This is a genomic window from Burkholderia sp. DN3021 (assembly GCF_049805555.1).
GTDB classification, from domain to species: domain Bacteria; phylum Pseudomonadota; class Gammaproteobacteria; order Burkholderiales; family Burkholderiaceae; genus Burkholderia; species Burkholderia pyrrocinia_C.
Window position 1 is genome coordinate 1 of the sequence record NZ_JBNCAB010000035.1, and the last position, 12153, is coordinate 12153.

At 69.4% G+C, this 12153-nt stretch carries 9 protein-coding genes, 1 pseudogene and 1 riboswitch; of the genes and pseudogenes, 6 read left to right on the forward strand and 4 right to left on the reverse strand.

Going from position 1 to position 12153, the window contains the following annotated elements; genetic code table 11:
* The 5 genes and pseudogenes from ACPUER_RS18430 to ACPUER_RS18450 all read left to right on the forward strand — a co-directional run.
* Positions 1-413, forward strand: a pseudogene (locus ACPUER_RS18430) (CheR family methyltransferase); the annotation flags it as partial.
* A gap of 40 nt (positions 414-453) precedes the next feature.
* Positions 454-1161, forward strand: coding sequence for a chemotaxis protein CheW (locus ACPUER_RS18435; protein WP_425131818.1), 708 nt, complete (start codon positions 454-456; stop codon positions 1159-1161).
* Positions 1158-3452: a hybrid sensor histidine kinase/response regulator gene (locus ACPUER_RS18440; protein WP_175958617.1), complete on the forward strand. Its 2295-nt coding sequence runs from the start codon at positions 1158-1160 to the stop codon at positions 3450-3452. The genes ACPUER_RS18435 and ACPUER_RS18440 overlap by 4 nt, the downstream gene beginning before the upstream one ends.
* Positions 3449-4468, forward strand: a complete 1020-nt coding sequence (locus ACPUER_RS18445) for a chemotaxis response regulator protein-glutamate methylesterase (protein ID WP_425131819.1) — start codon at positions 3449-3451, stop codon at positions 4466-4468. The genes ACPUER_RS18440 and ACPUER_RS18445 overlap by 4 nt, the downstream gene beginning before the upstream one ends.
* 82 nt (positions 4469-4550) lie before the next feature.
* Positions 4551-4653: riboswitch (Fluoride riboswitch) on the forward strand.
* A gap of 79 nt (positions 4654-4732) precedes the next feature.
* Positions 4733-5974, forward strand: coding sequence for a voltage-gated chloride channel family protein (locus ACPUER_RS18450; protein WP_175958619.1), 1242 nt, complete (start codon positions 4733-4735; stop codon positions 5972-5974).
* Between the two features lie 84 nt (positions 5975-6058).
* Here ACPUER_RS18450 and ACPUER_RS18455 read toward each other — a convergent pair whose 3' ends face one another.
* Both ACPUER_RS18455 and ACPUER_RS18460 read right to left on the reverse strand, forming a co-directional pair.
* Positions 6059-6769, reverse strand: a complete 711-nt coding sequence (locus ACPUER_RS18455; protein ID WP_425131820.1) for a riboflavin synthase subunit alpha — start codon at positions 6767-6769, stop codon at positions 6059-6061.
* A gap of 209 nt (positions 6770-6978) precedes the next feature.
* Positions 6979-8841, reverse strand: a complete 1863-nt coding sequence (locus ACPUER_RS18460) for an ABC transporter ATP-binding protein (RefSeq protein ID WP_425131821.1) — start codon at positions 8839-8841, stop codon at positions 6979-6981.
* A gap of 535 nt (positions 8842-9376) precedes the next feature.
* Here ACPUER_RS18460 and ACPUER_RS18465 point away from each other — a divergent pair.
* Positions 9377-10258, forward strand: a complete 882-nt coding sequence (locus ACPUER_RS18465) for a Dyp-type peroxidase (protein WP_425131822.1) — start codon at positions 9377-9379, stop codon at positions 10256-10258.
* 104 nt (positions 10259-10362) lie between these two features.
* Here ACPUER_RS18465 and ACPUER_RS18470 read toward each other — a convergent pair whose 3' ends face one another.
* The gene (locus ACPUER_RS18470; RefSeq protein ID WP_034185134.1) at positions 10363-10764 is read right to left on the reverse strand and encodes an OsmC family protein; all 402 of its coding nucleotides are present in this window, start codon (positions 10762-10764) and stop codon (positions 10363-10365) included.
* Between the two features lie 98 nt (positions 10765-10862).
* Complete coding sequence (locus tag ACPUER_RS18475; RefSeq protein ID WP_425131823.1) at positions 10863-11786, reverse strand: LysR family transcriptional regulator; 924 nt, start codon at positions 11784-11786, stop codon at positions 10863-10865.
* Positions 11787-12153: the final 367 nt, after the last annotated feature.

Below are 12153 nucleotides of genomic sequence, written 5' to 3' on the forward strand. Positions count from 1 at the left end.
GGCTGCAGCCGTTCGCGCCGCCGGCGCCCGCCGTGCGCACGGTCGCGCTCGATGCACGGGCCGACCGGTGGGTGGCGACGGTCGAAGCGGCCGCGCCGGTCGCCGACGGCGTCGCGCCGACGCTCGAGGAGGCGCAGGCGCTCGCGAACGCCGGCGCGTTCGACGAGGCCGAACGCGTGCTCGCGCAGTTCTCGGCGCGCGTCGGGCCGCATGCCGACGCGTTCTACCTGAACGGGCTGATCGCGGATGCGCGCGGGCGCGCGGCGGAAGCCGGCGACTTCTACCGGAAGGCGCTGTACCTGCGGCCCACGCACCACGAGGCGCTGACCCATCTCGCGACGTTGCTCGACGTCGGCGGCGATCGCGCGGGCGCGCAATGGCTGCTCGAGCGCGCACGGCGCTCGGCCGGCTGACACGAATACGGGACCGACACCGCGATGACCAGAGGAATCCATGAACCGCGACGCCGCTGCCACTGACGACACGACGATCGACGTCGACGATTGCTGGAACCGGATCGGCACGCACGGCGACCGCTCGTGCGAGCGGCTGGCCGACTGCCAGCGCTGCCTGAACTGCCCGGTCTACGCGTATCACGCTGCGAAGCTGCTCGAGCGTCCGCTCGGCGATGCCGAGATGGCCGACGCGACACGCCGGATGAGCGCGTTCCGCGCGACGCGCGTGCGCGACGACGGCGGCGATACGCGCCACGCGGCGCTGGCGTTTCGCGTGGCCGACGAATGGCTCGCGCTGCCGATCGGCGTGCTGCGCGAGATCGCCGGCACGCGCCCGATCCATTCGCTGCCGCATCGCCGCAATTCGGCCGTGCGCGGCGTGGTCAACATCCGCGGCACGCTGCGCATCGCGATCTCGATCGGCGCGCTGCTCGGTCTCGACGCAGGCAACGGCGGCAACGGCGGTGGCGACGGCCGTTTCACGCGGCTGCTGGTGGCCGCGCACCAGGGCGAACCGGTCGTGTTTCCGGTCGACGAAGTCGAGGGCGTGCTGCGCTTCGGCGCATCCGACTGGGTGCCCGTGCCGGCGACAGTCGGGCGCGCGAGCGCCGGCCTGTCGCGCGGCGTGCTGTCGTGGCGCGGCAAGTCGGTGGGCCTGCTCGACGACGATCGCCTGTTCGACGCCGTGACACGGAGCATGCGATGAGCGGCGACGACGATCTGAGCCACCTGTCGCTGCTCGAGCTGTATCGCGAGGAGACGCGTACGCAGACCCAGGCGCTGTCCGAGCGGCTGCTCGCGCTCGAATCGGGCGAACCCGATTCCGTCGCGCTCGAGGCGTGCATGCGTGCCGCGCATTCGCTGAAGGGCGCCGCGCGCATCGTCGGCGTGCCGCTCGGCGTCGACATCGCGGGGCGGATGGAAGAATGCTTCGTCGCCGCGCAGGCCGGCACGATCGCGCTGACGGCCACGCACGTCGACGTGCTGCTCGCCGGCGTCGACCTGCTGGTGCGCGTCGGCGATCCGCAGGGGGCGCCCGTGTCGCCGACCGAGATCGACGTGTTCGCGGCGGCGCTGACGGGCGCCGATGCCGCGCAGACGATACAGGCGGCCGTCGTGCCGCCGTCGGCCGTGCCGTATCGCGAGCACGACGGCGCCGCGAACGAGTCCGTCGGGGCCGGCGCCACGGTGCCGCCGCTCGCGGTGTCGGGCACGGTGCCCGATCCGGTCCAGGCCGGCCGCGTGGCCGGCGCCGGCGCGATGCGCCGCGTGCGCGCCGATACGCTGAACCGGCTGCTGAGCCTGTCCGGCGAATCGCTGGTCGAATCGCGCTGGCTCAAGCCGTTCGCCGAATCGATGCTGCGCGTGAAGCGTGCGCAGCGCGACGCCGCCCGTTCGCTCGATTTGATGTACGAACAGTTCGCCGACGATCTCGACGCGAGCATGCTCGCATCGATGAACGAAGTGCGGCACATGCTCAATGACCTGCAGCGTTCGCTCGCCGAGCGCATGGACGAATTCGACCGCTTCGAGCGGCGCAGCACGCATATCGCCGAGCAGCTCTACGACGAGGCGCTGCAATGCCGGATGCGGCCGTTCGGCGATGCGACGCGCGCGTATCCGCGCATCGTCCGCGATCTCGCGCGCTCGCTCGGCAAGCAGGTGCGCTTCTCGATCGTCGGCGAGGGCACGCAGGTCGACCGCGACATCCTCGACCTGCTCGACGCGCCGCTCGGTCACCTGCTGCGCAACGCGATCGACCACGGCGTCGAGTCGCCCGACGCGCGGCTCGCGCGCGGCAAGCCGGCCGAGGCGAGCGTGACGCTGGAGGCGCGCCACAGCGCCGGCTCGCTGCTCGTCAGCGTGATCGACGACGGGCCGGGCGTCGACATGGACGCGCTGCGCGCGGCCGTCGTGCGCCAGCGCCTGACCGACGACGAGACGGCCGCGCGGCTGTCCGATCCCGAACTGCTCGAATTCCTGCTGCTGCCGGGCTTCTCGATGCGCGATGCGGTGACCGACGTATCGGGTCGCGGCGTCGGCCTCGATGCGGTGCAGGAGATGGTGCGCGGCGTGCGCGGCGCGGTGCGGATCTTCAGCGAGCCGGGCGCGGGCATGCGCTTCGTGCTGCAGTTGCCGCTCACGCTGTCGGTGATCCGCAGCCTGCTCGTCGAAGTCGGCGGCGAACCGTATGCGTTCCCGCTCGCGCACGTGCGTCGCACGCTCGAGCTCGCGCACGACGACATCGACGTGCTCGAAGGGCAGCCGCATTTTCCGTTCGACGGCCGGCGCGCGGGCCTCGTCGCCGCGCACCAGTTGCTCGATGCGGGCGAACCCGACGGGGCGCGCGGGAGCACGGCGGTCGTGGTCGTCGGTGGCGAGCCCGAGCTGTACGGCGTCGCCGTCGACCGTTTCCTCGGCGAACGGATGCTCGTCGTGCAGCCGCTCGACAGCCGCCTGCACAAGATCCAGAACATCGCGGCCGGCGCGCTGCTCGAGAACGGCGACCCCGTGCTGATCGTCGACGTCGAGGACCTGATCCGCTCGGTCGACAAGCTCGTGCGCGGCGGGCAGCTCGCGCGGCTCAAGCGCGACCCGCAGTTCGCGCTCGTCGACCGGCGCCGCCGCGTGCTTGTCGTCGACGATTCGCTGACGGTGCGCGAGCTCGAACGCAAGCTGCTGGAAAAGCGCGGCTACGACGTGACCGTTGCGGTCGACGGGATGGACGGCTGGAACGCGGTGCGCAGCGATGCATTCGATCTCGTCGTCACGGATGTCGACATGCCGCGCATGGACGGCATCGAGCTCGTCACGCTGATCAAGGGCGATCCGATGCTCAAGCGCGTGCCGGTGATGATCGTGTCGTACAAGGATCGCGACGAGGATCGCCGCCGCGGGCTCGATGCCGGCGCCGACTACTACCTCGCGAAGAGCAGCTTCCACGACGAGGCGCTGCTCGATGCCGTGCACGACCTGATCGGGGGCGCGCGCGGATGAACATCGGCATCGTCAACGACCTGCCGCTGGCCGTGGAGGCGCTGCGCCGCGTGCTCGCGCTGCGGCCGGACCACCGCGTGCTGTGGGTGGCGACCGACGGCGACGAGGCCGTGGATTTCTGCATCGCCCACCCGCCCGATCTCGTGCTGATGGATCTCGTGATGCCGAAGGTCGACGGCGTGGCGGCGACGCGGCAGATCATGGCGCGCGCGCCGTGCGCGATCCTGATCGTGACGGTCAGCGTCAGCGCGAACACGTCGTCGGTCTACGAGGCGATGGGCGCGGGCGCGCTCGACGCGGTCGACACGCCGACGCTTGCGCTGGGGCTGTCGACCGACGCGTCGGCGCAGGCGCTGCTCGCGAAGATCGACCAGATCGGCCGGCTGCTCGAAAGCCGCACCGCGGTGCTCGTGCCGCCGGGGCCGACGCCCGCGCGCGGCCAGCCGGCGCTCGTCGCGATCGGCGCGTCGGCGGGCGGGCCGACCGCGCTCACCGCGCTGCTGCGCGCGCTGCCGGCCGATTTCCCGGCTGCGATCGTGATCGTCCAGCACGTCGACCAGGCGTTCGCGCTCGGGATGGCCGAATGGCTCGACGGCTATACGCGGCTGCCCGTGCGGGTCGCGCGGCAGGGCAGCGTGCCGCAGGCCGGCGAGGTGCTGCTCGCGGCGACCGACGATCACCTGACCCTGTCGCCGCGCGGCGTGCTCGGCTATACGCGGCATCCGGTGGAGACGCCGTACCGGCCGTCGATCGACGTGTTCTTCAACAGCGTTGCCGACGGCTGGCAGGGAGAGGCGCTCGGCGTGCTGCTGACGGGCATGGGGCGCGATGGCGCGCTCGGCCTGAAGGCGATGCGCGCGAAAGGCTGCTACACGATCGCGCAGGACGAGGCGACCAGCGCCGTCTACGGGATGCCGAAGGCGGCCGCGGCGATCGGCGCGGCATCGGCGATCCTGCCGCTCGAACGGATCGCTCCGCAGCTGATTTCGCGCATCGCGCGCGTGCCGCGCGACTGACCGCGCGTCGGGGAGCGCGTCACCGTTTCGGCCCGGTGCGCTGGCGCTGCATTGCGTGCGATGCGCGGCGTCGCGTACAATCGCGGCCTGCGGAGATGGCATGCCTCCCTGCGGTCGTTGCGGCGCGTTGCGCGCGGCGCGGCCCTCAACCGCCGGTTTGCCCGGCTGATGATGCCTGCGTGTTCCTGGGTTGTCAGGAGGTCGCAGGCCGTCCATGCGGTATTCTGCCGCCCAGGTTTTGATGTTCTGTCGAATCTGGAAATCATGTTTTTCACGACTTCTGCCGACCTGCTCGCGACCGTGCGCTACGTGTGCCGCTGGCTCGCGCTTTCGGCCCTGCTCGGCGCGCTGGCCGGCACGGCTTCCGCGCTGTTCCTGATCGCGCTCGACTGGGCGACCGGTACGCGCATGACACATCCGTGGCTGCTGTGGGGGCTGCCGGCCGCCGGTTTCGCGACCGGGTGGAGCTATCATCGTTTCGGCCAGTCGGTCGCGCGCGGCAACAACCTGCTGATCGACGAGATTCACGACCCGAAGGCGCTCGTGCCGAAGCGGATGGCGCCGCTGGTGCTCGTCGCGACCGTCGTCACTCACCTGTTCGGCGGCTCGGCCGGCCGCGAGGGCACGGCCGTGCAGATGGGCGGTGCGCTCGCCGATCGCGTCACGCACATGTTCCGTCTCGACCGCGAGCATCGCCGCGTGCTGCTGATGGGCGGCATCGCGGCCGGTTTCGCGTCGGTGTTCGGCACGCCGCTCGCGGGCGCCGTGTTCGGGCTCGAGGTGCTCGCGATCGGGCGCGTGCGGTACGACGCGCTGCTGACCTGCGTCGCGTCGGCGATCGTCGCGGACGTCGTGTGCCGTGCGTGGGGCGTGCATCACACGGCCTATGCGATTCCGTTCGTGCCGGCCGTGTCGGCGACGGGGCTGGCCGTGACGGTCGTCGCGGGCATCGCGTTCGGCGTCGTCGGGCGGCTGTTCGCGTTTGCGACGCATGCGCTGACCGCGTGGTTCCGGCGCGTTGTCCGCTATGCGCCGCTGCAGCCGGTGCTCGGCGGCCTGCTGGTCGCGGCGGCGGCCACCGTGCTGAACGTGACGCAGTATCTCGGCCTCGGCATTCCGACGATCGAGGCCGCGTTTCACGGGCCGCTGCCGCTCTACGATTTCGCGGGCAAGTTCGCGTTCACCGTCGTCACGCTGGCGTCGGGGTTCAAGGGCGGCGAGGTGACGCCGCTGTTCTACATCGGCGCGACGCTCGGCAACGCGCTCGGCCAGGTGCTGGCGCTGCCGGTGCCCGTGCTCGCGGGGCTCGGCTTCGTCGCGGTGTTCGCGGGTGCGGCCAACACGCCGATCGCGTCGACGATCATGGCGATCGAACTGTTCGGCGCGGATATCGGCGTGTATGCGATCGTCGCGTGCGTCGTCGCGTATCTGTTTTCGGGGCACGCGGGGATTTATCGCGCGCAGCGCGTGGCGGTGGGGAAGGGGGCGCAGGCCGAGGCGGAGTGAGGCGGAACCGTGGGTCGAGGTGTTTGCCGACGGAAGCCGGTACCCGGTGACCCATCGGATCACCTGGCACGCCGGCATCCGTTACTACTTCGGCAGCTTCGCGACGTTGCGGGCCAGCAGTTCCTCGATATCGACGTCTTTTTCCGCCAGCAGCGCCGTGACGATGCCGGTCAACTCCCCGAGCGTTTCCTTGACCGATTCGCGGATCGTATCGACGACGACCTGGGTGCTGCGCTCGATCTCGATGTTGACCTTGTCGTTGACGCCCTTCGCGTCGAAGGTCGTCGCGCGTCGCGTTTCCGGAATCAGCCAGATTTCAAACCAGCCTTCGTCTCGATTGACGTCCGAAACCGTGAGGCTGCAGCCGTTGATCGCGATATAGCCCTTCGCGAACACATAGCGTTTGAATTCGGCAGGCACGCCGATGCGAATCATCCGGTTGTGCTCGGACGACGCGATGTGCAGGATGGTCCCCGGGAAGTCGACATGGCCGGACAGCGGATGCCCGCCGATTTCCGCGCCGTCCTTCGCGGCCCGCTCCACGTTGATCCGCGCGCCGGTCGCCAGATCGGCCAGCGTGGTGATCTTCAGGCTCGGCAACATCACGTCGAAGTCGATCAGCTCCGGCGAATGGATGGTCGTCACCGTCAGGCACACGCCGTCGACGGAGACGCTGGCGCCGATCTCGATGTCGTCGGTAAACCGCTCGGGGAATTCGATGCTGAAGGTTCTCAGCTCCCCGTGATCCTTGATGGCCTTGATGACGCCAACGCCCTGGACAATTCCTGTAAACATGATCGAACCCTCGTCGCAAATTTCCTGGTCGACATGATAAGTGATCCCGGAAAAAGCGACGCGGCGGCGCGCGGCTCAGGGGCGGCCGGCGATATTCGCGGACGCAAAAAAGGCCGTGCACGTGGCACGGCCTCGATCCGATTCCGGTCGGGTCAACACGGCCCGGCGGTGATGATCCCACCGCCGGGCCGTATCGCGACACGCTTGCGTCAAGCCTCCGCCGGCTCGCCCAGCGGCCCGGCATTATCGTCCGCCATGCGCCGCGGCGAATCGGCAAGCCCCTTCGCGAGCTCCAGCGCCTGCCGCTCGAACAGCCGGCGGTAGATGCCGCCGTCGATGCGGATCAGCGTGTCGTGGTTGCCTTCCTCGATCACCTTGCCGCGATCGAGCACGAGCAGCCGGTCGAGCGCACGTACGGTCGACAGCCGGTGCGCGACGACGAGCGTCGTGCGGCCGACCATCAGCCGCTCCATCGCCTGCTGGATCAGCAGCTCGCTTTCGCTGTCGAGGCTCGACGTTGCTTCGTCGAGGATCAGGATCGGCGCATCGGCGAGGAACGCGCGCGCGATCGCGACGCGCTGGCGCTCGCCGCCCGACAGCTTGATCCCGCGTTCGCCGACGAGCGTGTCATAGCCGTCCGGCAGCGCGACGATGAAGTCGTGCGCACTGGCGAGACGCGCGGCGCGTTCGATGTCCGCGCGGCTCGCGTCGGGGCGCGCATACGCGATGTTCTCCGCGAGCGTGCGGTGGAACAGCACGGGCTCCTGCTGGACGATCGCGATCTGGCTGCGCAGCGAATCCTGCCGCACGCGCGCGATGTCCTGCCCGTCGATCGTGATGCGACCGCCCGACACGTCGTACAGGCGCTGGATCAGCTTGATGAACGTCGTCTTGCCCGACCCCGAGTGGCCGACGAGGCCCACGCGCTCGCCGGGCGCGATCCGCATCGAGAAATCGTCGTACAGCGGCACCGGATGGTTGCCGTAGCGGAACGTCACGTGCTCGAAGCGGATCTCGCCTTGCCCGATCCGGATGGCAGGCGCGCCGGGGCGATCGTCGATGCCGAGCGGCTGGCGTTCGAGCGCGACGAGTTCTTCCATGTCGTTCACCGAACGCTGCAGGTTGCGGATGTGCATGCCGACGTCGCGCAGGTAACCCTGCAGCATGAAGAACATCGTCAGCGCGAACGCGATGTCGCCGACGCTCGCCTCGTCGCTCGCCCACAGCCGCAGCGCGACGCCGATCATCGCGGCCTGCATCGCGACGAGCATCGCGCCCTGCAGCCCGCCGTTGAACGTGCCGCGCACCCACGTGCGGCGCGTGCGCTGCCGCCACTTGCCGATCACGCGCGCGAGCCGCGCTTCCTCGCGCGTTTCCGCGCCGAACGCCTTGACGACCGCGTTGCAGCTCACCGCGTCGGCGAGCGCGCCGCCCATGCGCGTATCCCACAGGTTGCCGAGCCGCGCGGCCGGCGCGACGACGCCGAGCGACACGGCGACCGTCACCGCGATGTACAGCAGCGAGCCCGCGCCGACGACGAGCCCCATCACGGGCCAGTGCGTGCCGAGCAGCACGGTTGCGCCGACCAGCATCGCGACCGACGGCAGCAGCGCGATCAGCACGGTGTCGTTCAGCAGGTCGAGCGCCCAGATGCCGCGCGTGATCTTGCGCACGGTCGAACCCGCGAAGCTGTTCGCGTGCCAGTCGGTCGAGAAGCGCTGCACGCGGTGGAACGATGCGGCGGCGATCTCGCTCATCATCTTCAGCGTGAGCGTGATGATGTTCAGGTAGACGCCTTGCCGCAGCACCGTCGCGCCGATGCCGAGCGCGGCGAGCGTGCCGAACGCGACGACGGCGGAATGCCACGCGGCGGCGCGGTCGGTCAGGCCGGTCGACAGCGCGTCGACGAGGCGGCCGGCGAACAGCGGCGTGAGCACGTCGGCGAGCGCGGCGAGCAGGGCGAAGGTCGCGACCGTGGCGATGCGTGCCGGCTGCTTGCGCCAGTAGCGGATGGTGAAGCCGAAGACGGCCTTGAATGCGTGGCCGCCCAGATGGGAGGTTTTTCTGGTCATTTATCATTGCCCGGCGCATCGCGCGACGGGACTTTCCGGTTCGGAGAACGTCGAAAACGCAACAGCCGGAGCCGCGTGGAAAACGCGGGCGGAACGAAACGGGCTGTCGGGAAAAGCGCGGCTGACGGGTTAGCGAAAAACTCGGGAGCCGGCGCGGACGGCGGGCTGGATCAGCTGCGCCGTGGGACCACGTTCGGGAAGGTTGCTGGCATTCGGAACATCTGCACCTCCCCTGAAGTGAACGGTTGAAAGGACGCCGAAAAGACGTGCAAAGATTTTATCAGCAGTGTTCCGCACGCTGCAACGTCTGACGAATGCGGCGTTGCGGCGTCGATACGGTTAGTATTCAGGGTTCCGGCCCTTCTTTTTAGGGCTTTCTGCGAAGCGGCGGCGCAGGGGGGCCGGCGGGCGCATCGATTACACTTCGGCGTTCGCGGCACGCCACGGTGCGTGCGTCCCGGCGCGGCCCGGCACGACGAGCGGCCGCCCGATGCGGCCCTCGAAGATTCACCCCCGATACACTCCTGAGGAAACGATGAGCGACGTTCAGCAAGGCATCCTGGCTCCGATCGACACGGCGGCCCGATACCTCACTTTCACGATTTCGAATGACGGCAATGTAGCGGCGGCGCTGGCCGCACTACGCGAGATCGTCGATGGGCGCGACACGGTCGTCGGTTTCGGACAGGCACTGGCGGCGCACCTCGGGCGCCCGGTTCCGGGGCTGACCGACTATCCGGCGTTCGCGGTGAAGGACCGCACGCTGCCGGCGACGCCGGCCGACGTGTGGGTCTGGCTGCGCGCCGACGATCGTGGCGAGATCGTGCTGCGCGCGCGGGCGATCGAACGCGTGCTGGCGCCGGCGTTCGCGCTGCAGGACGCCGTCGACGGCTTCCGCTATTCGAACGATCGCGACCTGTCCGGCTACGAGGACGGCACCGAGAACCCGACCGGCGACGACGCGCTCGACGCGGCGATCGTGGCGGGGCAGGGCGCGGGGCTCGACGGTTCGAGCTTCGTCGCGGTCCAGCAGTGGCTGCACGACTTCGACCAGATGGAGCGCATCCCGTCGGGCGACATGGACAACATCATCGGGCGCCGCCGCTCGGACAACGAGGAACTCGACGACGCGCCCGAGTTCGCGCACGTGAAGCGCACCGCGCAGGAAAGCTTCGAGCCGGAGGCGTTCATGCTGCGCCGTTCGTCGCCGTGGTCGGACGCGCGCCGCGCGGGCCTCTACTTCGTTGCGTTCGGCTGCTCGTTCCGCGCGTTCGACGTGCAGATGCGCCGCATGAGCGGCGCGGACGACGGGATCGTCGACGGCCTGTTCCGCTTCACGCGGCCGCTGACGGGCGCGTATTTCTGGTGCCCGCCGATGAAGGACGGCAAGCTGGACCTGTCCGCGCTCGGACTGTAAGCGCCTGGTTGTATCGATGGACGGGCGGGCCGCGCATCGTGCGCGGCCCGCCCGTTTTGTTTTTCAGGCGTTGATGGTGTGCCGCGCGCCGCTCGCCGCGCACGTCACTTCAACGTCGTCTCGATCCGCGTGCCGCGCTTGATGAACTGCGTCACCGGCGTCTTCTCGCAGATCTCGGCGAGGCGCTGGCGTTGCGCGTCGTCGAGCGGGCCGTCGAGCGTCACGACGCGGCGCACGTATTGCACGCCTTCGCGATCGGCATGCAACTCGGTGCGCACGTCGATGCGCGCGGCCGGCCACGACTTGCGCTGCATATACATGCGCAGCGTCGCGGCCGTGCATTGCGCGAGACCGGCAAGCACGAACTCGTACGGCGCCGGCCCACGATCCTGGCCGCCTTCGCGCGGCGCTTCGTCGCCGGTCAGCGCGTGCGTGCCGGCCTGCAGCTGGACGACGTAATCGGGCGCGTCGGCATCGAGGACGGCGGCGGCATGGATGAGCGACATGGCAAGTCTCCGGTAAGCGGGAAGAAGGAAGCGGGCGCCGCATGGCGGCGCGAAGCCGTCAGCATATCGTTTCGATCGTAACGGCGTACGCAGCGTGGTTACGCGTCGGCGACGCCCGCGCTGCTGCGCACGAGCGCGGCGATGCGCTCGCGCACCCACTGGTGCGCGCGATCGGTGTCGCGCGATTCGTGCCAGTACGCGAGCAGCGGGAACGGCCTGAGCCGCAGCGGCAGCGGCCGCACGACGATCGGCAGCAGCGCGGCCATCCGCAGCGCATAGGTGTGCGGCAGCGTGACCAGCAGGTCGCCGGTCGCGGCGATCTGGCACGCGGCGAAATAGTGCTGGCAGGTGAGCCGGATATCGCGGAAGCGCCCGTCGCTGCCGAGCAATACGTCGAGCGATTGCGGTTCGCCGAACGACGATACCGCGATATGCCGCGCCGCGAAATAGTCGCCGCGCCGCAGCGGATCGCGCGCGAGCGGATGATCGCGGCGCAGCGCGACGACGAGCGAATCGTCGAGCAGGTGTTCGGTGGCGATGCGCGGGCTCGTCTGCACGCGACGGTCGACCGCGAGATCGAGATTGCCCGATGCGAGTTCGCGCTCGATGTCGGGCACTGCGATGCGGCGGCTCACGAGCCGCAGGCCCGGCGCTTCGTCGGCGAACGCGGCGACGATCCGCGGCAGCGCGATCGATTCGAGCACGTCGCGAATGCCGACCGCGATGCTCAGGTCGAGCGTCGCGGGATCGAGTGCCGATGGATCGCGCACGGTGCCTTGCAGGCCCTTCAAGTGCAACTGCACGTCCGCGATGATCGACCGCGTGCGCTCGGTCGGCACGACGCGGTTGCCCTGGCGCACGAACAGCGGATCGTCGAAATGCGCACGCAGCCGGTTGAGTGAGTGCGTAACCGCGGGCTGCGTGAGATGCAGCGCGCGGGCGGCTGCGCCGATACCGCCGTGCACGTAGACGGCGTCGAGCACGCGAAACAGGTTCAGGTCGAGACGGTGATCGGCGGGCACGGGGCGCGGGCGGCGTGATGAACGGTGGATCGATTCTAAAGGATGAGCAGGCAACGGATGCGCGGGCTTTCATGCGCGGCGATCGACGGCGTTCGATGCATGTCGGGGCCGTTCGGACCGGTACGCGACCGCAGCTTCGTCCGATGCGCAACGCAACACAACGAAACGAAATGCGCACATCGTGACGCATGACGACCGCACCGATCGGCTGTATCGACAGGTGCGATTCCGTGCGGGCATACCATCGACTCGCAACAGCCTGTAGTAATCCGCCATCATGCTGTCCACGTCGGCCATTTCGTGCCAAAGGCGCTACCCGTTCGGCTAAGATGCCGTCGCTTCATATTTCGGGATAGCCGTCCTGTCG

Coding starts and splice junctions, on each gene's coding strand:
- ACPUER_RS18470 (WP_034185134.1), bottom strand. CDS start 10,764: ATGTCGCTCATCCATGCCGCCGCCGTCCTCGATGCCGACGCGCCCGAT.
- ACPUER_RS18435 (WP_425131818.1), top strand. CDS start 454: ATGAACCGCGACGCCGCTGCCACTGACGACACGACGATCGACGTCGAC.
- ACPUER_RS18450 (WP_175958619.1), top strand. CDS start 4,733: ATGTTTTTCACGACTTCTGCCGACCTGCTCGCGACCGTGCGCTACGTG.
- ACPUER_RS18445 (WP_425131819.1), top strand. CDS start 3,449: ATGAACATCGGCATCGTCAACGACCTGCCGCTGGCCGTGGAGGCGCTG.
- ACPUER_RS18455 (WP_425131820.1), bottom strand. CDS start 6,769: ATGTTTACAGGAATTGTCCAGGGCGTTGGCGTCATCAAGGCCATCAAG.
- ACPUER_RS18465 (WP_425131822.1), top strand. CDS start 9,377: ATGAGCGACGTTCAGCAAGGCATCCTGGCTCCGATCGACACGGCGGCC.
- ACPUER_RS18440 (WP_175958617.1), top strand. CDS start 1,158: ATGAGCGGCGACGACGATCTGAGCCACCTGTCGCTGCTCGAGCTGTAT.
- ACPUER_RS18460 (WP_425131821.1), bottom strand. CDS start 8,841: ATGACCAGAAAAACCTCCCATCTGGGCGGCCACGCATTCAAGGCCGTC.